Below are 19,770 nucleotides of genomic sequence, written 5' to 3'. Positions count from 1 at the left end.
CAGAAATTAGTTAGCTACGTGTAATATTTTCGGAAGAAAGCAGGGCAAAATGGCGCTGGTCGGTTCGAGCACGCTCGACGTATTTCCCTTATCTCTCGGTGGCAATGTCTTCGGCTGGACCGCTGATCGAGAACAATCGTTCGAGGTACTCGATGCTTATCGAGAGGCCGGCGGCGACTTCATCGATACTGCCGACGTGTATTCGGCCTGGCCGCCGGGGCATTCCGGCGGTGAATCCGAGACGATCATCGGCGAATGGATGGCGCAGCGGATCAACAGAAAAAGCGTTGTCATCGGAACTAAAGTCAGCAGACACCCGTCATTCCCAGGGCTGTCCCGCAGCAACGTTCTCGCCGCCGCTGCCGCGTCTCTCACACGGCTCGGCACCGATTACATCGACATCTACTACGCGCATTACGACGACCCTACGGTGCCACTCGAGGAAACGGCAGGCGCGTTCGATGAGCTGGTCAGGCGCGGCGCGGTGCGTTATATCGGGTTGTCGAACTACAGCGGCGACAGAATCGACGAGTGGTTCGCCGTTGCGGAGGCGAACGGGTTCGCTCGGCCGGTGGTCCTGCAGCCGCAATACAACCTGGTCAGACGGGTGCCCTACGAGCGAGAACTGGCGCCTCGCGTGGCGCAGCATCACCTCGCGGTCACCCCGTACTTCGCCCTCGCAGCCGGGCTGCTCACCGGCAAATACAGAAACGCCGACGACATCCACGGCACATCGCGGCAAAGCTTCCTGAACGGCTACGTCAGCGACGAATCGTTCATGGTGGTGTCGGAACTACGCAAGATCGCCACGGAGCGCGAGTGCGCACTCAGCTCGATCGCGCTCGCGTGGCTGCTGGCCCAGCCGGACATCGCGGCACCGATTGCCTCGGCGCGCACGGTCGAACAGCTGCCCGATCTGCTGGCGGCGGCTGACATCGAACTCACGGCCGACGAGCTCCGTCGGCTCGGCGAGGTATCAGACAGGGTGCCCGAATGACACGAGTGGCGTGAACGGCCTGACAGCGACCGCCGCCGGTGCCCACGCGGGCCCGGACATGGCGGGGTGGCGAGGAGCCACGGGGAACAGAAGGGGATCAAGCATGGACCTTCATCTGCAACCGGACTGGCAACGTGCCCTTGGGCAGTACGTTGAGATACGACTTGGCGGAAAGACTGTCCGTGAATCCAGCGGCACAGTGGACACTGGAGCGATGCAGCGGCTGACACGAACTCCAACGCGAGGCATTATCGTTTCGATTGATGGCGGCGTGCCCATAGAAGCAGTCACTGATCGTGCCTTCCTAAGACTATGAACGAAATCTCGATCTGGAGCAGCAAATGAACCGCACAATGTTCAAGTCCAAAATCCACCGTGCCACCGTCACTCACGCGGACCTGCATTACGTCGGCTCAGTCACAGTGGACCTGGATCTGCTGGAAGCGGCCGATATCCTGGCCGGCGAGCTCGTCGCGATCGTGGACGTCACCAACGGCAACCGTCTGGAGACCTACACCATTCCCGGTGAACGCGGCTCCGGTGTGATTGGCATCAACGGCGCCGCCGCACACCTAGTCGACGTAAACGACGTCGTCATCCTCATCAGCTACGCCAGCATGACCACCGAAGAAGCCGGGGCCTACGACCCCAGAGTGGTCCACGTTGATCATCACAACAGGATCGTCCAGCTTGGCACCGACCCTGCCGAAGCCATCACCCCAGGAATGATGCGTCCGCCCTTCGCTCTAGACAACGGCTCGGTGAACTAATCATGGAGATAAGGAACAACCCTCGCCCAAGCCCGTCCGCCGAAGTTCCGGCCCCCTATGGAAACGGTCCTTCCGGGGCCGGCCTTCCTGGGCCGGATGAGGCTAAGAAGCCGGTGGGCAGGATCCGCATCCATCACCTGCAGCAGGCAAAGGCCGACGGGAAGCGCTTTGCCATGCTCACGGCCTACGAACAGTACAGTGCCGAGATCTTCGACCAGGCGGGCATTGAGGTGTTGCTCGTTGGCGATTCGGCGTCCAACAACGTGTTCGGAAACGAGACCAGCCTGCCCGTCACCGTCGATGAGTTGCTTCCGTTGTGCCGGTCCGTTGCGCGTTCGGCAAAGCGCGCCCTCGTGGTCGCCGACCTGCCGTTTGGCAGCTATGAGGTCTCCGCGCAACAGGCAGTGGCCACGGGTGTCCGGTTCCTGAAGGAGGGTCTCGCCCACGCGGTGAAGATCGAGGGCGGCGGCTTTTACGCGGAGACGGTCAGGGCAATGGTCCAGGCCGGCATCCCGGTCATGGCACACATCGGCTTCACTCCGCAAAGCGAACATGCTCTTGGCGGCTACCGCGTTCAGGGCCGGGGGACGACTCTCAGCGGTTGATCGAGGACGCCGTGGCCTTGGCGGAGGCGGGCGCTTTCGGTGTACTCATGGAAATGGTGCCGGCGGAAACCGCCGCGGCCGTTGATGCCGCCGTCCCGGTTCCGACGATCGGCATCGGCGCCGGGAATGCGACCACGGGGCAGGTTCTGGTGTGGCCGGACATGGCCGGCCTGCGCGGCGGAAAGATGGCCAAATTCGTCAAGCAATACGCGGACGTTCGGACCGCACTCAGCGACGCCGCCAAGGCGTACGGAGAAGAAGTGCGTTCGGGCCAGTTCCCCGGCCCCGAGCACTCCTTCTGACGTCTCTCGACTTTCCAATAGGGGTCAATCGAGGGAGGGTGCATCCCGAACCGACTCATCTCGACACTAGGAGTCGCTCGCGCTGGTGATTTCGACGGGTGGGGGATCGGGATATAGCCCTTAGTTCGGTCGAGTGGCCGCGTGTTTCGGCACGAACACCTTCAGGGCCGCGGCGGCGCCGAGGCCCATGGCGCCGAGCGCCGTGATTCCGACGGAGAGCGATGTGCCGACCGCGATGGCTGACAGGACAGCCGGCCCGGCTGCATATCCGGAATCGCTGAGCACGCGCCAGATTCCCAAGAAGCGGAGGCGACCCACGAGAGGGGCCGCGTCGGCGCCGAGCGTCATGAGGGTTCCCGCTCCTATGCCGCTGCCAATGCTCATGATGATCGCCACGGCGGTGAGAGAAGGGGGATCAGAGGTGAAAGGAACAGCCGCGATGGCGCCGCCGAGCACGAGCATCCAAGGCAGTGCGACGGCTAGCCTGCCGAAACGGTCGGCGATCTTGCCGGCCGGATAGAAAAGGAGCATCTCCACTGCTCCCGCCGTGCCGAAGATCAGGCTCGTCTCAGCGGCCCCGATTCCCTGATGCTCGGCCCACAAGGGAACAACCGTCTGCCGGGCAGCCAGCACCGCGCCGCAGCCGATCATCGTCACGCCGAGGGTGGAGAAGATGATTCGATGCTCGACGAGAACGGCTCGACTGGACTTCTCGCCCCGAATCGCTGCCCCCTGGCCTCGTGGAGGGGCGATGTCTGCGATCGTCAGCAACAGCACAGCGGCGCACACCGTCGCGGCGATGGCCACGAGATAGGCGCCGTTCAGGCCTACTGCTCTCACGACCAAAGCACCGATGAACGGTCCGACGAAGAGGCCGATACGATGAGATCCTCCGAGGGTCGACATCGCGCGTGCCCGGTGGGCGAGAGCCACTACGTCGGCCAGGTACGACTGTCTGGCCAAATAGAATGTCGCCGTTGACATGCCCGAGAGCAACAGAGCGACAGCGAAGATCGCAATCGATGGACTGAAATAGCAGCCCAGCAGAGCCACGGTTTCGAGCCCTGCCGCCATCACCATTGCCCGACGGTCGCCGAAGCGCTCCGCAAGCCACGAGGCGGGAATGTCGCCGAGTACGCGGCCGATACCAAGAAGCCCCACGAGCAGCGCCGCGAGTGCGGGAGAGGCACCGAGTCCGATCGCTGTCAGCGCGATGATTGGGGCGATTGCGCCGTTCCCGATCTCGTAGATCATGGCGGGCAGAAATACCGACGGTGTTAGCTGACGCAAGATCGGTCCGAGCGGCGATGGCGGAGTGTCAGGCGATGCGAACCCTTCAGCCTCGGCCATCGTTACGCAGAACGATGCGAGACGCCAGGCAAAACCCTCTGATCGATCAGCGATTCGATCGCTTTTCGGTAGGTGGCCTCGGTATCGCGGACTTCGGTAAAGCCTGCCTGCTTCACCTTGATAGTGCTCACGAGTGTGGGCGGTGGGGGTGTCTCCACGCCGTACCCGAACGTGTAGTCGGCGTACATGTGGGATTTGCCAACGACATCGAGTATTGACAAGGGCAGAAGATCGTACTGCTCAACGATGCGCTTCCACGTCTGATCGTGCTCGGGCAGAAAGCGCGCGAGGCTGACGGGAGTCGGTTCGGCCGCCTTTATCCGAAATATATCGGCGAATGTCGGCCACAACTCCTGCCACGAGAACACCTCGCCATTGGTCAGGTTGAAATGCTCTCCCCAGGCCGACGGCGCGTGGGTTGCCCACCGTATCGCCGCGGCGACCAGGGCGACGTCCACTGACTGTCTCACAGGGTTGATTTGGCCGCCGGGAAACCCGAACGGCAAGTTCTCCTGGCGGCAGACCGCGGCGTACGCGCCGATGACCGACGGGGTGCTATACGCGACGCCGTATGCGCTCCCAACGACCTGAACCGGTCGGAAGATGGTCCAGTTGTAGCCGTACTGCTCGGCCGATTGTTTCAGAAAGTCTTCTTGCAACCAATAAAAGTTCGGGTGGTCGTCGCGAGGATAGCGTTCTCGAGCGGGGATGGGGATAGGGTGCAGATGCACGCCATACGCCTTCGTGCCTTGCATTGTCGTGACGTGTTCGAGACTTCCCGATCGGGCGAGGGGTTCGAGAACGTTTCGCAGCATGAGCAGGTTCGTCTCCATCTGCTCGGGGTCCGACCATCCAGCAACCAGCCCCGGCTTTTCGAAAGCCGCGGCGTAGACGACATGAGTGACCGGTGCCAGCCGCTCGAGCGCCTCGGTGGTCGCGCCTGAATCGAGCAGGTCTATCGGCAGGTGGGTGAAGGGAGTCCCCGGAGCTACGTTCGGCCGGCGCCGCGAAATTGCGGTAACGTGCCAGCCGTGATCGGCGAACTCCTGAACGGTCGTTGAACCAATCAGCCCGCTGGCCCCCACTACGACGACAGATTGTGCCACTGCGGCTCACCCTCTTTGTATCCGTTTGAATGCACCGGCGCTGGAGCATCCGGACTGCAGAGCAGTACCACCTTGTAATCTAGTAAAAATAGTTAGCCATGTATAGTAGTTGTGTGAAGCATTCATTTGGTCCGCAACCGCGCGATGCTACAACTTTTCTGTTCGTGCCCGGAGATCGGCCCGAGCGCTTCGGCAAGGCCATGGCTGCCGGTGCGGACGAGGTCATTATCGACCTCGAAGACGCCGTCGCACCGGGAAACACCGAAGCGGCCCTTGCAAATGCCCTGTCTGCGCTGGTTCCAGGCGGCGACGTGCGTGCGGTGGTTCGCGTGCACTCGACCGACTCGGAAATGTTCGAGCCGCAGCTATCAGCTCTGCTCAGCCTGTCTTGCGTCACCGGCCACGGTTTGCTGGGACTCATGGTGGCGAAGGCCGAGGATCCTGTGGCGATACGTGGGGTTCGACGGCGGTTGCCCGGCGGACTCGCGCTCATCCCGCTGGTCGAAAGTGCCCGCGGACTGCGAGCAGCCAAGAGCATCGCGGCACTGCCAGGTGTCACCAGGCTGGCTTTCGGGGCCGTAGACTTCTCGCTCGATGTCGGCGCCGAGCTAGGTGCTGAAATACTCGATTATGCGCGCGCCAGCCTCGTCATCGCGGCACGCGTCGGTAGCGGCTCGGCCCCAATCGACTCGCCCTCGACGGAGATCGCAGACGCAGACAAGGTGCTCTCGGCCGCAAGGCGCGCCAGGCGCAACGGCTTCGGAGGGATGCTCGCGATCCATCCGGCGCAGATTGGCCCGATCGTAACGGGCTTCGCCCCGTCGGCTGAAGAAATAGCCTGGGCGGTCGAGGTGCTGAACAGCGAGGGTGGGGCGGCGCAAGTGCGAGGGCAGCTCGTCGACCGACCGGTGACTGAGCGCGCCAAGAACATCCTGCTCAGACAAGCGTCGAAGGATGAACCACGAGTCGACCCCTAACTTCTCCTTTGCGCAGGCGATCATATCCAGCGTTGACGTCTGCAAAGGTATGACTTCGATATCCCGTCCCGAGTTCGCCCAAGCCGATGATGGCTACGCTCTCTCCTGACCGCACCCGCACGGCAGGTGTCACCGTGGGATAGGCGGTCTTAATTGAATCAGCCGCGACTGCGGCACAGGCAATGTCGACGTTGTAAGGGTACTCGCACCAGCTTGCCGGCGGGCAATGGGCAATACTCGGCAAAGCCTCCGTCGAAGAGACCCCACTTGGCGTTGGCTTCCAGAAGCCACGCACGACGGCGGCGGGCCTGTACCAGCCAGATGGCGGCGACCATGACGGCCGGGCTGAGGACGGCAGCCCAGCAGAATTTGGACCGTGTCCGGGGGCCAACGAGTTTTCAAAGGTTTCGTTTGCAGGTTCTATGGGATACGGCGTGCCTTCGACTCGAGGCTCGGCATGTGATGGCCCGCTGGGGTTTCATCTGAATTCTCGGCCGCTGAAGAACGCACTTGGCACCGCCCTCATCCCACGGGGTCGCAAATTTCCCGGCTCCGTCGAGTCGAACGGAAGGCCCTCCACGACTGGCGTGAATATGCCCACGAACGCCGTGCAGGCCGCTGTCTCCTGAGCGGTTACCGGCCACAGTGTCCCTGTAGCGCATTCCGGTGGATCAGGCCGGCAGTAGGCACAGCCGTTGATTGGGGAGGAATCAGCGACGTTCCGTTTCTCAGTCCCGGGACAACTGCCTTGGACCCGCCAGGACAGCTCGGTTTGTGACTTCGTCTACAGAACCCATGCCATCCACTGTAGTGAGGATGCCGCGCTCGGCGTACCTGGCCACAACGGCTTCGGTTTGTTCGTGGTACAGGTCGAGGCGGTGGCGGATAACGGTTTCGGTGTCGTCGCTGCGGCCGGTTTCCTTGGCGCGGCGGAGCAGGCGTGTAACCAGTTCCTCGTCCTCGGTCGTCAACTGGAGGACGGCATCGAGTTTCTGGCAGGCTTCGGCCAAAACCTCGTCAAGGTAATCAACCTGCGCAGCGGTGCGCGGGTAGCCGTCCAGTAGGAAGCCTCCGCTGACGTCGCTCTGGCTCAGGCGGTCACGGACCATCTTGTTGGTGACGCTATCCGGGACGAAGTCCCCGGAATCCATATACTTCTTGGCTTTGACGCCGAGCGGGCTCGCACCTTCGACGTGGGCTCGGAAGATGTCGCCGGTGGAAATGGCAACGACGCCCAAGCGTGCAGAAATGCGTTCCGCCTGCGTACCTTTGCCTGAACCCGGAGGTCCGATGATCAACATTCTCGTCATAGTAGATGCCTTTCGCTGTTGAGTTGCTGCGGGGATCGAGTGGCCGAACCATCTTGAGCCAGTAGGCATCCGGGCCCGCAGGGTGACCCTTGGATTGACGGGGGTGCGGTGGAGCACCTCTAGCGTTGCGATAATTGATGATCCGTGTGACCATCCAGTGCTCCACCGCAGATTAGGGCGGCGTCAGTTTCGTTCCCGCTCCAACGAACGTTCTTCGGTGCCGTTGTAGGCGCTGAGGGGCCTGATAAGGGAGTTGGAAGCAGCCTGTTCCATGATGTGGGCCGTCCAGCCGGTGATGCGGCTGGCCACGAACAGCGGGGTGAAGGTCGGGGTGTCAAAGCCCATGAGGTGGTACGTGGGCCCGGCGGGGTAGTCGAGGTTGGGCTTGATCGCCTTGGCCTCGTCCATGGCCTGTTCGAGCCCGTTGTACAGGCCCAGGATCTCGGGCCGGCCGTAGTGGGCGATCATCTTGTCGAGTGCTGCCTTCATGGTGGGCACGCGGGAGTCGCCGTGCTTGTAGACGCGGTGACCGAAGCCCATGACCTTCTTCTTCTGCGCCAGGGCGTGTTCCATCCAGGTCTTCGCCCGGCCAGCGGCTTCCTCGAGGGATTCCTCGGTGCGGATGCCGATTTCCTCGAAGGTGTGCATGACGGCCTCGTTGGCGCCGCCGTGCAGCGGGCCCTTGAGGGCGCCGATCGCTCCGGTGACCGCGGAATGCAGGTCCGAAAGGGTGGACGTGATGACCCGGGCGGTGAAGGTGGAGGCGTTGAAGGAGTGCTCGGCGTAGAGGATCATCGAGACATCGAAGGCTTCCACGACCTCGGCGGCGGGTTCTTCGCCGAAGGTCATCCAGAGGAAATTCGCGGAGTAGCCAAGGTCGCCGCGGGGTTCGACGAGTTCCTGGCCGCGGCGGCGGCGCTGGTCGTAGGCGACCACGGCGGGGAAGGCAGCGAAGAGGTCTTTCGCTTTGGCCAGGTTGGCTTCGGGGGAGGATACCTCGGCCAGCGGGTGTCGTGCTCCGAGCACTGAGGCTGCGGTCCGGCAGACGTCCATGGGGTGGGCGGTGACGGGGAGGGCGTCGATCACGGCTTTCACGCTGGGGTCCAGGGCGCGGCCGGCACGTTCGGCCGTCCGGAACTGCTCCAGCTCTTCCGCGGTGGGAAGTTCGCCGTGCCAGAGCAGGTAGGCGACTTCCTCGAAGCTGCACTTGGCGGCGAGTTCCTGCACGGGGTAGCCGCGGTAGAGCAGCGAGTTGGTGTCGGGGTTGACCTTGGAGATGGCGGTGTAGTCCACGACGACGCCGGCCAGGCCCTTGCGGATTTCGACGGTTGCAGTGTTCATAAGACGTCCTTGTCTGGGATTGAGGGAGTGGCAACGGCTTTAGCGGACACCTGGGACCACAAAGTTGAAAACGCTTGTATCGAAGTGGTTGTAGGCCTCGTAGTCCACGAGGTCATAGAGGCGCGCACGGGTGAGCATCGCCGGGACCCGGACTTCCTGGATGCCCAGCCTCTTGATCGTCTCGAGGGTGGATTCCGCAGCCCCCATGGCAATGCGGAGCAGGGTGACGGGGTAGATCACCATGTTCACGCCGACGCCCTGGAGCTGCTCGACGGTGAATAGCTCGCTTTTGCCGAACTCGGTCATGTTGGCCAGGATCGGCACATCCACTGCATCACGGATGGCTTGGAACTCGGACAGGTCCTTCATGGCTTCCGGGAAGATGGCATCGGCGCCGGCTTCCACGAGGGCCCGGGCGCGTTCCTGGGCGGCCTCGATGCCGTCGACGGCGCGGATGTCGGTGCGGGCCATGATGAGGAAGTTCGGGTCCCGGCGGGCGTCGGCTGCCGCGCGGATGCGCTTGGCGGCGGTGTCGGTGTCGACCACGTTCTTGCCGTCCAGGTGCCCGCAGCGTTTCGGGTTGAACTGGTCCTCGATGTGGCAGCCGGCGAGTCCGGCGTTTTCGAGTTCCTGGATGGTGCGGGCCACGTTCATCGGTTCGCCGAAGCCGGTGTCCGCGTCCACCAGGCAGGGCAGTTCGGTCATGCGGGCGATCTGTCCGGCGCGGGTGGCGACCTCGGTGAGGGTGGTGAGTCCGATGTCCGGCAGGCCGAGGTCGTTGGCGAGGACGGCGCCGGAGATGTAGACGCCGGGGAAGCCCTTCTCCTCGATCAGGCGTGCCGAGAGCGGGTTGAACGCGCCGGGGAACTGCTGGATCGTTCCGGAAGCGAGCATCCCGCGCAGGGCGAGGCGCTTCTGTTCCGGGGTGGTCTTGGAGTAGAGCATCTAGAAGAGTCCCTTCGGTGCGGCGGCGAGGTCGATGATGCCGGGCGCGGCGGTGATGTTCAGCTGGTCCAGCTCGCCCGGGCCCAGGTCCGGAAGGGCTTCGGCGGCGGCGAGGAACCTTTCGATCTCGGCTTCCTCGACGAGCCCCGCGGCGAGGGTGCGGAACTTGTCGATGTATTGCTGGCGGGCGAACGGCCGGGCACCGAGCGGGTGGGCGTCGGCCACGGCGATCTCATCCGTGATGACGGTGCCGTCGTTGAGCGTGATGACAACAGTGCCGCCGAAGGCCTTTTCCGCGATGTCCAGGGAGTGGTAGCGGCGGGTCCATTCGGGGTCTTCCACGGTGGTGACCTTGTGCCATAGTTCCACGGTGTCGGGGCGTCCGGCGCGCTCCGGGCTGTAGGAGTCGACGTGGTGCCAGGAACCGTCCTGCAGGGCGACGGTGAAGATGTACGGGATGGAGTGGTCCAGGGTCTCCCGGGACGCAGTGGGGCTGTATTTTTGGGGGTCGTTGGCGCCGGAGCCGATCACGTAGTGCGTGTGGTGGCTGGTCTTGATCAGGACGGAGGCCACGTTGGCCGGGTCCGTGGCTTCGGGGTGCTCGTTGTTCAGTTTGCGGGCGAGGTCGATCCAGGCCTGGGCCTGGTACTCGGCGGAGTGCTCTTTGGTGTAGGTGTCCAGGATGGCCCGCTTGGGCTCCCCGGCTTCGGGCAGCGGGACCTCGTAGGAGGCGTCCGGGCCATCCAGCATCCAGGCGATGACGCCGTCTTCGCCTTCGTAGATCGGCACGGGGGAGGTCTGGCCGCGCATGGACCGGTCCACTGCCTCCACGGCCATCTTGCCGGCGAACGCCGGGGCGTGGGCTTTCCAGGTGGAGATTTCGCCCTTGCGGGACTGGCGCGTGGCCGTGGTGGTGTGCAGGGCCTGGCCGACCGACTGGAAGATCGTCTCGACGTCCAGGCCCAGGAGGGTGCCGATGCCGGCGGCGGCGGAGGGGCCGAGGTGGGCTACGTGGTCGATCTTGTGCTTGTGCAGGCAGATGGCCTTGAGCAGGTCCACCTGGATCTCGTAGCCGGTGGCGATGCCGCGGATCAGGTCCTTGCCGCTGGCACCGACGTGCTGGGCCACGGCGAGGATCGGCGGGATGTTGTCGCCCGGGTGGGAGTAGTCCGCGGCAAGGAAGGTGTCGTGGTAGTCGAGTTCGCGTACGGCGACGCCGTTGGCCCAGGCAGCCCACTCGGTCGAGACCTTGTCGCTGATCCCGAAAACACTGGAGCCCTTGCCGTTGGTGGTCGGCGCGTGCGTCAGGGCCTGTGCCCGGGCCGCGATGATCGGAGCACGGTTAAGGGAGGCAATGGCGACGGAGGCATTGTCGATGACGCGGTTGATGACCATCTCCGTGACCAGGGGAAGGACCTCGACGGGGTCGGCGGCGACCGTGGCGATCTTGTGAGCCAGCTGCTCCTCGCGGGCAAGGTTCTCTTCGCTCTTGTAGACGCGGACGTGGTTGTTCTTCACCATGGTGCTCCTTCTAGTGAGGTGTGTGGGTGGCTTTGACGTGGGAAAGGCTGCGGTGGAGGTGGAGGGTGGTGGCGGCTTCGGCGAGCCGGGGGTTGCCCGCCGCGATGGCCTCGGCGATCGCGGCGTGCTCGGCCGCGGCAGCGTGGAGGCGTTCGGCGTCGTCGGCCGCGAGGCGGCGGACCCGCACCAGGTGGACGCGCAGGCTGCGCATGGCCTGGGCGAGGTAGGAATTGGAGATGGCCTCGTCGATCGCTTCGTCGAGCCTTCCCACCAGGGCGTAATAGTCGTGCCGTGCGGGATCGCTGTCGTTGAGCATCTCCGGGGCCCGGAGGAGCTCGGCGTGGAGTCGCTCGAACACCGGGCGTTCACCGCGTTCCGCGGCGAGGGCGGCGGCTTTGCCTTCCAGGGTTTCGCGCAGCTCGAACAGTTCGTCGATGTCCTCCAGCGAGATATCGGTCACGACGACGCCGCGGCCGCCTGCCGCCGTCGTCAACCCTTCCGCGCTGAGCCGGCCCAGCGCCTCCCGGACCGGCGTGCGGGACACGCCCAGGCGTTCGGATTGTTCCACTTCCGCGAGGACCGTTCCGGGTGCCAGACGCCACTCAATGATGTCCTCGCGCAGGGCAGCATAGGCTCTCTCGCTGGCACGCATGGACCCTCCTTCGCTGGGTGGACGTCCTCAGTGTATACATGCATCGCGATATCATCCAAGATGACTCTAGTTTAAGGAGAAAGTGGGGTGCTGTGTATACATAGATTCCAAATGGCGGGCACGCTCTAGTGGGCAATTCATCCCACGGTGCCGCCCCTAATGGGCCAAGTCCTGACGACGACGAGCCTTCGCGGGGACTCTCTCGCAGTCTCTCCAAAAGAATTCTGGCCACAACAGGGGCCGCGCTCTATGTGGCAACGTCTCCGATCTTGGAGGTTTCCGTTGCCGGTACTTCGAGGAACCTGCGCAACCCGAAACCGGGCGGCACTGACACCCCGCGCCGGCGAGGGAATGGATGCGATCCAGGCAGGAATCTCGGCGTGGTCGGAGCTATCCGGTATGCGATGATTTCGCCGGTCTACGCGTTCAGCGCATGCGGCTCCGGAGCCGGCATGGACATCCAGGCCGGCGCCTGCTCGCTCGAACATAGCTAGAACCTCAAAATTCAATTGTGGTCCTACCGGTCCAAAAGTGGCAGGCAACCCCGTGAAGTTTTGAAAAGGAGGTTCCAGCTCCAGCGACCCGGCTGCCTTAAATCTCTAGTGGCGAACGGTAAAGAGCCGATTGCCCAGGAGGTCGAGATTGGCGGCGAGGATCGTGGCCGGGTCCTCATCGGGTTCGGCATCGCAAAAGGTTTCCGTGGAAAGCCGTAGGACGGCGACGATGGCTGCCCCGGCGAGGGCCGCCTGGCGCGATGATGGCTCAATGCCCAGGCGCTGAGCAACTATCTGCGTCCACGCGGCTTCGGTTTCGGTAATCACCTGCATCCAAATGGACCGAAATCTGTCTGTTTTGCCCAGGACTCGATGCAGAACCTGCACGCGCTCCATATTGTCTGCCGACCATGAACCTTCCCAGACCATCGCCAGCGACGTCTCGAAGGGTTCGTCGATCGGCCGTTCGGATACTTCCTGCACCATCATTTCAACGCCGGCTGTCAGGAAGGGCTTGACGGCGTCCTCTTTCCGAGGGAAGTACCGATAGAAGGAGCGTTCGGAGATACCGGCATAGGTGGCAAGTTCCTTGACAGTGAAGGCCGTCCCTCTACTGTGAAGGAACAGCTCTATGACGGATTTTGAGACCTGAAGCACGGTCTGCTCCCGGATAGCTGGCAGAAACGGGACTGCGGGGGCTGCCTGAATGTTCAACCCTGTTCCTCTCGGCACTTGCTACTGGCAGTAAACCGCCCTTCCACGTCGGTGTGGTGTAGCTCACGCGCAAATCTAGCAGGCTATGACAGAAACTGCCACCCTCCGCCGGAGATGACGGGCTCGCGGCATTCGCTGCTGCCATTCCCATGATCTGCATGAGTCCTTCGTGCCGCAGCTCGTGGTGGTCCGTCTTGGACCTGCAAGCCACCATGCCACTCGGCGTCGCTGGAATCCACATGGCAACGGGGTGGGGCACAACTTAGGAGGCTACTAACATGTCGCTAGTAAGTGTTACTGTTTGGTCTACGATAATAGATATCGCAAGTATGGCAGTTGGGCTGGCTTCTTTGTCACGGAGGTGGCACGGAACGAGCCACGGCACCGGATACCGCGGCGGCCCCTCAGTCCGTTGGCGATGTGTAGTGAGCCGTCGGGGCGCCGGATACGGTGCAATGACTAGTTGAAAATCTGCCGAGTCCCAAGCTTCGGGGGAATCATGAACGATACCGGTGAGACAGCGTCAAACGTCGTGAATGCCGCGGACCCGGTCCGAGCCAGCCTCGGGGATGTCGAAGAGGCCCTGAGGGATGTGGTTGATCCCGGACTCGGCGTCAACGTTGTCGACCTAGGGCTGATCTATGGCCTCCGCTTTGGTGAGGACGGAACACTGCTGATCGATATGACGCTCACCACGGCGGCATGCGAACTCACCGATGTCATCGGGGAGCAGGCCGCACGGGCCCTCGCGGGGATTGTCAACGAGTGGCGGCTGAATTGGGTGTGGATGCCTCCGTGGGGTCCTGATCGGATCACCGACGACGGCCTCGACCAGATGCGCGCCGTCTCGTACGACGTAGCAGCGCCTGCCTGGATCCAAAGGGACGGATCAGAAGGAAATGACCATGACTTCTCCCACGGCAGATGCCGTGCCCCTCAGCGAAGCGAGCCTGCGCGCGGCAGCGCAAGCCTATGAGCTGGACCGCCAGCATGTCTTCCACGCCTGGGCAGCGCAAGACCTGATCACGCCGATGACCATAACCGCGGCGCAGGGCTCATATGTCTGGGACGGCGGGGGGAACCGGCTCCTTGATTTTTCGTCACAGCTCGTCAATACCAACATTGGGCACCAACACCCGCATGTAGTCCAAGCGATTCAGGACCAGGCGGCAAAACTGTGCACCATTGCGCCGGAGTACGTCAATGATGCGCGGTCCGAGGCAGCCAGACTGATTGCCGAAGTCACGCCCGGCGATCTCAATAAAATCTTCTTCACTAATGGTGGGGCCGACGCCGTCGAGCACGCCGTGCGGATGGCACGGCTTCACACGGGACGTTACAAGGTCTTGTCCGCGTTCAGGTCCTACCACGGAGGGACGCACCTTGCCGTTAATCTGACCGGGGATCCACGCCGTTGGCCCAATGACCACGGCGATTCTGGGGCCGTCCATTTCTTTGCCCCATTCCTGTACCGGACTGCATTCCACGCCGGGACTGAGCGGGAGGAATCCGACCGTGCGCTTGAGCATCTGGAGCAGCTGATCGCTTTTGAAGGTCCGGACAACATCGCGGCCATCATTCTTGAGGCCATCCCCGGCACTGCCGGCATCATGATCCCCCCACCCGGATATTTGGCCGGTGTGCGTGAACTGGCCACAAGACACGGCATCGTCTTCATCGCCGACGAGGTGATGTCGGGCTTCGGACGCAGTGGAAAATGGTTCGCCGTCGAGCATTCCAACGTAGTGCCGGACTTGTTGACTTTTGCCAAGGGAGTCAACTCCGGCTACGTGCCGTTGGGCGGCGTCGCCATCTCCCCGGAGATTTCAGCAACCTTCAGCAAAAGGATCTATCCCGGCGGCCTGACGTACTCCGGGCACCCGTTGGCGACGGCCGCAGCCGTAGCTACCATAAATACGATGCGGGACGAGAAAATGGTGGAGAACGCGGCCGGCATTGGTGAGTCTGTCATCGGCCCCGCCCTGGGGCGTTTCGCTGATCGTCACATATCGGTAGGTGAGGTCCGCGGAACCGGTGTTTTCTGGGCCGTTGAGCTTGTCAGGAATCGCTTGACCAAGGAACCGATGGCGCCTTATGGAAGCTCCAGCCCGGTCATGGACGAACTGGTCGCCGAATGCAAGGCCAGGGGTCTGCTGCCTTTCTCCAACGTCAACCGGATTCATGTGGTCCCCCCGTGCAACATCTCCGAGGCGGAGGCACAGCAGGGCCTGGATATTCTGGATGAAGTCCTGGACATTGCCGATGCGCACACTGTGTAGCGCCACCGGTATGGACAGCGGGCGCGGGCGCCGCGGGATGGAGCCCGGGTGGGAACCGCCCGGTGAAATCCTTAGCCGGACGGCCGGTCGGCGGACAGTGCGGAAAAATTCGTCAGGGTCTGCGCATTGAAGTCGACGATCTGCCAGCCCCGCTCCGGGCTTTCCGCCAGTACTGTCCAAGCGCAATTCGCCATCCCCGCGAACATCTCACGCATATGTGCGGGGGCGTCGAAGAATGCGAGGAGACCGCTGGCGAGGGACGCGCCGTGGCCGACCAGAACACCCGTTTCCCCTTCGCCCAATGCGTCAACGGCGTCCCGCATGACAGAGCCCATGCGGGCACTGACTTCTGAGGGCAGCTCCGCGCCGGGCATTCGGAAATCGTCCCCGGCGAAAAACAGCTGATGCAGATCGGGATGTTCGTTCCGGAATTCCTCCAGGGTCTTCCCTTGCCGTATGCCCACGTTGTACTCGCGCAGCCTTCGGTCGAGTACGAGCGGACTCCCGGTAAGGGCCACCAGCTCCATGGCCGTATGGCATGCCCGCGCCAGGTCGCTGGACCAGACGAAAGCGGGTGCGTAGCTAGCCAGCAGCGGAGCCGCTTCCCTCGCCTGCTGTCTGCCGGTTTCATTGAGGGTGATGTCCGCATGCCCCTGCGCGCGATCCTGTGCATTCCAATCGGTCTGCCCGTGCCGCCAGAGGACAAGCCTGCGCAGGCTCGGGGAACCCTGCATATGTGACATTTGAATTACTGACCTTCCACCGGAAATCGCTGTCTTAGATCCATCCTGACTTCAGGGAGGATGTCTTGGGTAAAGCGCTCCGCGTATAACGTAACTGCATCGAGAGGGGACCACATGTTCGACCGTTCGCAACTGATCCGCAACTACATCGTAGTTGACCGCGGCACCCCCCACCTGCGCGCCAACTTCATCGCCAGTTTGGATGGAGCGGCCAGCTTCGACGGCGTGAGCGGCCCACTGAACGATACCGCCGACAAACAGGTTTTTGACACGCTCCGGATGCTCAGCGACGTGGTCCTGGTCGGGGCGGGAACGTTGCGGACGGAAGATTACGGTCCGCTGATCCTCGACAACGACGCCGTTGCCTGGCGTGTGGAGCATGGCCTGGCGCCGCAGCCTGTGCTTGCGATCGTTTCCGCCCGGCTGGAGCTGGATCACAGCTCGGATGTTTTCAGCCGGGCTCCGGTCCGCCCTTTAGTTTTCACGCAGGGCGGCTTCCACGATGGGCCCCCTGAGGGGCTGGCTGCTGTCGCGGATGTCGAGATCTGCGGTGAGCGCAGCCTGGATGTGGCTGCGATGTGGGCTGTCCTGATCCGCCGGGGCCTGACCCAGGTGCTAACAGAAGGCGGCCCGCACCTGTTCGGTTCCCTCGTGGCGGCCGATGCGGTGGATGAGCTGTGCCTGACCCTATCGCCGGTCCTCGCCGGGGGAGGAGCCGGGCGGATCACCGCAGGTTCAGAGCCCGGGCTGCACGCCATGCGGCTGGCCCATGTCCTCACCGCCGGGGATATGTTGATGCTCCGCTATGTGCGCAGCCGCTGACGCTGCCGGCACAACCTTGTTACTGTCCGAAGACCGGTTCTCCGGCGATGATGGTCATCCGCACCATGGCCGCATCCGGCCCGGCAAGCAGCTCCTGCTCAGAACAGTGAAGCAGGACCAGATCCGCGGCGCTGCCGACCCGGATCTGCCGCGGGGCGCCGCCCGGATCCGCAGGTCCGGAAAGATAGCCTGTAAGCGCTTCAGAAGCGGTGACCCGCTCGTGGGGCCCAAGGGGGCGACCGCCGCCCAACGGCAGACGGTCGACAGAAGCCTGCATGACGGCCCAGGGGTCCAGCGGCCCATAGGGTGCGTCGCTCGAGAGGCCAACGCGCACTCCACCTGCCAGCAGGGTCCGGAAGCGGTATAGATCGGGAAGGTCTTCGGGCTCCATCAGCCGCCGATAGTCATCCCCACGCTGGGCGATGAAGCCCGGCTGGGTCACTACACGGAGTCCGCGCCGCCGCAGGGACACTATGGTCTCTGCCGGCACCACGGCAGCATGTTCCAGCCGATCCCCGGGCATGACGCCTGATGCGTCCAACGCGGCCAGCAACAGCAATAGCGCGACGCGGCTGACGCAATGCACAGCGACCGGCCGGTCGGCAGCGTGCGCACGCGCAATAAGTGCGGCAAGGTCATCCAGTGCCGGAAGTTGGGAATCCGCGATGACAATCTTGTAAGGCCCGGGGGTTGGCGTTCGTCGCGGCGGGAATGCGCCCGCGCCTGATGTGGAGGCAGCCACGGGTGAGCCCAATAACTGGACCCGCTGCGGCAGCCTGCCTGCGGCCATGTCCGCCGCGATGACGGCGGCGGAGGATGCGGAGAGCTCTGGCGTCGCATCGGTGACCGAAGTAATCCCGAACCTGGACAGGGCCTCCCCGACACCGGCCAGAGAGGGCGGGTCGGCAGCGGGCAGGCGGGAACGCAGCCACTCGTCCGCGCGCCAAAGCCGGCCGGTGGCGCGGCCGCTTGCGTCCCGTTCAATGCCGGGGTGCTCCCCGGCGTCCAGCCCGACTGCTGCTACCGCGGCCGTATTGAGCATCCAGAGGGCGCCGCTGCGGTGCTGGATCCGTACGGGCCCGGCATCATGCAGACGGTCGAGGGCAACGGCGTCCAGGTCACCGGCGACCGATTCAAAATAGCCGGTGCCGCGGATCCAGCCCTGCTGCCTGCCGCCGGCGGCTCCCAGTGCCTGCGCCAGTTCGACGGCGGTGCGCACGTTGGGTGGACCGCACGACACCGAGGAGGCTGCCGCGGCCATCGCGTGCAAATGTAGGTGGTGGTCGCACAGGCCCGGCAGCAAGGTGCCCCCGCGTCCGTTGATAACATCGTCGCCCGCAGCGGCCAGATTGGTGCCCAGTTCGCTGACCCTGCCGCCGGCGATGCGCACGTCCGTGCGCTCATCCGTGCCCCGGGTGCCATAGATGGCGACGTTGCGGATCAGCAGCGCGGTCACGGGACGCCGATTCCGAGGGACCGCAGCACGGTCGCCGTATCGGCCCCGCTCGCCGGTGCGTCACCAACCACCTTGCGGCCGGCCGGCTCTTCGATCGGGTAGCTTCCGGAGCCGGTGTCCAGCAGCCAGCGTCCGGCGGCGGTCCGGACCACCGCAGTGCGTACCGCACCCGGATACTTTGACTCAATTGGGTACCCGGCCCCGGCGGATTCCACTCGCGGGGCGGCCGGCAGCGTGGATGCCACGACCCTGGACATGGCCACATCGTGAAGAATTCCCCGCCCGGCAACGGGTGCGGTCATGGCCAGGGCCGCCGCGGCGAGCCCGGTGAGGGGATCGGCCAGGGCATCCCCGACGAAGAGGGGGAGACCCCCGGGATCGACCGCCACCAACCCGCTTCCGGCCGCAACATCGTCGCCGAACCCAACGCGATCGGAGGCCCTCCCGTTGGCCGTGATGGAGATCCAGGTGCGTCCCGCCGCCGCTGCGGCATCGGCGTCCAGGCCAAACCGGGCCAGGGCCCGAGGTCGGGACGCTTCGATGACGATGTCCGCTTGCTCCACGAGCCGGGCCAGGGCCGCCCGCCCGCCCGGTGTTTCCGGATCCAGCACCACGGAGGCGTGGCCTGCGTGAAGCAGCCGGTAGAACTCGGCATTTCCGCGCCGGGCGCCGTCGGGGCGCTGGGGAGTTTCCACTTTTACCACCCGGGCGCCAGCCAGGCTCAGGAGGTGGGCACAAAGCGGCCCGGCCCAGAGCGAACTGAAATCCACGACCAACAGGTCAGCGACGGGCCGCGGCGGCCGGGAGAAGACCGTGTGGTCCAGCCAAGGACCGGCGCCGGAGTCGCCGGGTTCCGCGAGGGGGGCCGCCGCGATTCCAAGGAGTTCGGCCCGCTCCGCAAGTTCCCGGCCTAGGTGCCGCAGCAGCCAGCCGGACACCTCCGGCCACGGATCGTCGCCGAGCTTCTGTTCCACCAGGGCTCCGAGCAGGGACGGGTCGTCCTCGCGGGCGCAGGAGACCGCCGCCCAGCCGTCCGCCGTCGGCAGCAGCCTGCAGGTGCCACCAAGGGAGATCCGGCCGCTCGGGCGGTGCCCGGTGAACGCCGCCCGCTCGGAGAGCAGCTTGGCCCCGTCCAGCCGGACGGGCCTGCCGCCCAGGGCGCCGGCCGCGTCGATGTAGGTGGACAGTCTCCGGGCCAGGGTGGCCGCGCTGCCGGGCGGCAGCACTGGCGGACCGCCGCGTTGGCCGGTCAGGGCCATGACCCCGCTTTGGGCCCAATCCCGGCTGAATTCCAGCCCGTCGGCCGCGCCGGCGGAGGCGTTTGGGAAGGGATGGACGGGCACATCATTGATGTTACGCTAGGTCACTAGTTGCTCCTACGGTATC

General features: G+C 64.1%; 16 protein-coding genes and 2 pseudogenes. 7 read left to right on the top strand and 11 right to left on the bottom strand.

Going from position 1 to position 19,770, the window contains the following annotated elements:
* The first annotated feature begins 49 nt into the window (after window positions 1–49).
* From OW521_RS02150 to panB, 3 genes and pseudogenes are all read left to right on the top strand, one after another.
* Window positions 50–997: an aldo/keto reductase gene (locus OW521_RS02150; RefSeq protein ID WP_268022541.1), complete on the top strand. Its 948-nt coding sequence runs from the start codon at window positions 50–52 to the stop codon at window positions 995–997.
* A gap of 341 nt (window positions 998–1,338) precedes the next feature.
* Window positions 1,339–1,767, top strand: coding sequence for an aspartate 1-decarboxylase (panD, locus tag OW521_RS02145; protein WP_268022539.1), 429 nt, complete (start codon window positions 1,339–1,341; stop codon window positions 1,765–1,767).
* 2 nt (window positions 1,768–1,769) lie between these two features.
* Window positions 1,770–2,674, top strand: a pseudogene (gene panB, locus OW521_RS02140) (3-methyl-2-oxobutanoate hydroxymethyltransferase).
* A gap of 120 nt (window positions 2,675–2,794) precedes the next feature.
* On the opposite strand, the gene OW521_RS02135 reads toward panB, so the two are convergent.
* Complete coding sequence (locus OW521_RS02135) at window positions 2,795–3,964, bottom strand: MFS transporter (protein WP_268022538.1); 1,170 nt, start codon at window positions 3,962–3,964, stop codon at window positions 2,795–2,797.
* A 62-nt stretch (window positions 3,965–4,026) separates the two neighbouring features.
* Window positions 4,027–5,130, bottom strand: a complete 1,104-nt coding sequence (locus OW521_RS02130; protein WP_268022537.1) for an NAD-dependent epimerase/dehydratase family protein — start codon at window positions 5,128–5,130, stop codon at window positions 4,027–4,029.
* A 113-nt stretch (window positions 5,131–5,243) separates the two neighbouring features.
* Between OW521_RS02130 and OW521_RS02125 the strand changes: the two genes are divergently transcribed.
* On the top strand, window positions 5,244–6,107 hold the full coding sequence (locus tag OW521_RS02125; protein WP_268022536.1) for an HpcH/HpaI aldolase/citrate lyase family protein: 864 nt from the start codon (window positions 5,244–5,246) through the stop codon (window positions 6,105–6,107).
* A gap of 728 nt (window positions 6,108–6,835) precedes the next feature.
* Here the strand turns inward: OW521_RS02125 and OW521_RS02120 are convergent.
* The 6 genes from OW521_RS02120 to OW521_RS02095 form a co-directional block, all read right to left on the bottom strand.
* Entirely contained in the window at window positions 6,836–7,408 is a 573-nt protein-coding gene (locus OW521_RS02120) for an adenylate kinase (protein WP_268026107.1), read from the bottom strand.
* 192 nt (window positions 7,409–7,600) lie between these two features.
* Complete coding sequence (locus OW521_RS02115; protein ID WP_268022535.1) at window positions 7,601–8,758, bottom strand: bifunctional 2-methylcitrate synthase/citrate synthase; 1,158 nt, start codon at window positions 8,756–8,758, stop codon at window positions 7,601–7,603.
* A gap of 39 nt (window positions 8,759–8,797) precedes the next feature.
* The gene (gene prpB, locus OW521_RS02110) at window positions 8,798–9,703 is read right to left on the bottom strand and encodes a methylisocitrate lyase (protein ID WP_268022534.1); all 906 of its coding nucleotides are present in this window, start codon (window positions 9,701–9,703) and stop codon (window positions 8,798–8,800) included.
* Complete coding sequence (locus OW521_RS02105) at window positions 9,704–11,224, bottom strand: MmgE/PrpD family protein (protein WP_268022533.1); 1,521 nt, start codon at window positions 11,222–11,224, stop codon at window positions 9,704–9,706.
* A gap of 10 nt (window positions 11,225–11,234) precedes the next feature.
* Window positions 11,235–11,876 carry a GntR family transcriptional regulator gene (locus OW521_RS02100; protein ID WP_268022531.1) on the bottom strand — a complete coding sequence of 214 codons (642 nt, stop codon included), beginning with the start codon at window positions 11,874–11,876 and terminating at the stop codon, window positions 11,235–11,237.
* A 599-nt stretch (window positions 11,877–12,475) separates the two neighbouring features.
* Window positions 12,476–13,084, bottom strand: coding sequence for a TetR/AcrR family transcriptional regulator (locus OW521_RS02095; protein WP_268022529.1), 609 nt, complete (start codon window positions 13,082–13,084; stop codon window positions 12,476–12,478).
* A gap of 499 nt (window positions 13,085–13,583) precedes the next feature.
* Between OW521_RS02095 and OW521_RS02090 the strand changes: the two are divergent.
* Both OW521_RS02090 and OW521_RS02085 read left to right on the top strand, forming a co-directional pair.
* Window positions 13,584–13,943, top strand: a pseudogene (locus OW521_RS02090) (metal-sulfur cluster assembly factor); the annotation flags it as partial.
* Window positions 13,944–13,983: 40 nt separating this feature from the next.
* Complete coding sequence (locus OW521_RS02085; protein WP_442781202.1) at window positions 13,984–15,363, top strand: aspartate aminotransferase family protein; 1,380 nt, start codon at window positions 13,984–13,986, stop codon at window positions 15,361–15,363.
* A 71-nt stretch (window positions 15,364–15,434) separates the two neighbouring features.
* Here OW521_RS02085 and OW521_RS02080 read toward each other — a convergent pair whose 3' ends face one another.
* Window positions 15,435–16,106 carry a histidine phosphatase family protein gene (locus tag OW521_RS02080; protein ID WP_268022519.1) on the bottom strand — a complete coding sequence of 224 codons (672 nt, stop codon included), beginning with the start codon at window positions 16,104–16,106 and terminating at the stop codon, window positions 15,435–15,437.
* Between the two features lie 114 nt (window positions 16,107–16,220).
* On the opposite strand from OW521_RS02080, the gene OW521_RS02075 reads away from it, so the two are divergent.
* Window positions 16,221–16,928, top strand: coding sequence for a pyrimidine reductase family protein (locus OW521_RS02075; protein ID WP_268022517.1), 708 nt, complete (start codon window positions 16,221–16,223; stop codon window positions 16,926–16,928).
* A 19-nt stretch (window positions 16,929–16,947) separates the two neighbouring features.
* On the opposite strand, the gene OW521_RS02070 is transcribed toward OW521_RS02075, so the two are convergent.
* Both OW521_RS02070 and OW521_RS02065 read right to left on the bottom strand, forming a co-directional pair.
* Entirely contained in the window at window positions 16,948–18,384 is a 1,437-nt protein-coding gene (locus OW521_RS02070) for an amidohydrolase family protein (protein WP_268022515.1), read from the bottom strand.
* Complete coding sequence (locus OW521_RS02065) at window positions 18,381–19,727, bottom strand: CoA transferase (RefSeq protein WP_268022513.1); 1,347 nt, start codon at window positions 19,725–19,727, stop codon at window positions 18,381–18,383. Before OW521_RS02065 ends, OW521_RS02070 begins: the two co-directional genes overlap by 4 nt.
* Window positions 19,728–19,770: the final 43 nt, after the last annotated feature.

This window comes from Arthrobacter sp. MMS18-M83, assembly GCF_026683955.1.
Lineage (GTDB): Bacteria > Actinomycetota > Actinomycetes > Actinomycetales > Micrococcaceae > Arthrobacter.
The sequence above is the reverse complement of the archived record's forward strand: the minus strand, read 5'-3'. Positions and strand labels throughout refer to the sequence as shown.

Bases quoted from the DNA above. Each gene is read 5' to 3' on its own strand.
- OW521_RS02085 (WP_442781202.1), top strand. From the start codon at position 13,984: ATGACCATGACTTCTCCCACGGCAGATGCCGTGCCCCTCAGCGAAGCG.
- OW521_RS02120 (WP_268026107.1), bottom strand. From the start codon at position 7,408: ATGTTGATCATCGGACCTCCGGGTTCAGGCAAAGGTACGCAGGCGGAA.
- prpB (WP_268022534.1), bottom strand. From the start codon at position 9,703: ATGCTCTACTCCAAGACCACCCCGGAACAGAAGCGCCTCGCCCTGCGC.
- OW521_RS02075 (WP_268022517.1), top strand. From the start codon at position 16,221: ATGTTCGACCGTTCGCAACTGATCCGCAACTACATCGTAGTTGACCGC.
- OW521_RS02100 (WP_268022531.1), bottom strand. From the start codon at position 11,876: ATGCGTGCCAGCGAGAGAGCCTATGCTGCCCTGCGCGAGGACATCATT.
- panD (WP_268022539.1), top strand. From the start codon at position 1,339: ATGAACCGCACAATGTTCAAGTCCAAAATCCACCGTGCCACCGTCACT.
- OW521_RS02080 (WP_268022519.1), bottom strand. From the start codon at position 16,106: ATGTCACATATGCAGGGTTCCCCGAGCCTGCGCAGGCTTGTCCTCTGG.
- OW521_RS02115 (WP_268022535.1), bottom strand. From the start codon at position 8,758: ATGAACACTGCAACCGTCGAAATCCGCAAGGGCCTGGCCGGCGTCGTC.
- OW521_RS02105 (WP_268022533.1), bottom strand. From the start codon at position 11,224: ATGGTGAAGAACAACCACGTCCGCGTCTACAAGAGCGAAGAGAACCTT.
- OW521_RS02150 (WP_268022541.1), top strand. From the start codon at position 50: ATGGCGCTGGTCGGTTCGAGCACGCTCGACGTATTTCCCTTATCTCTC.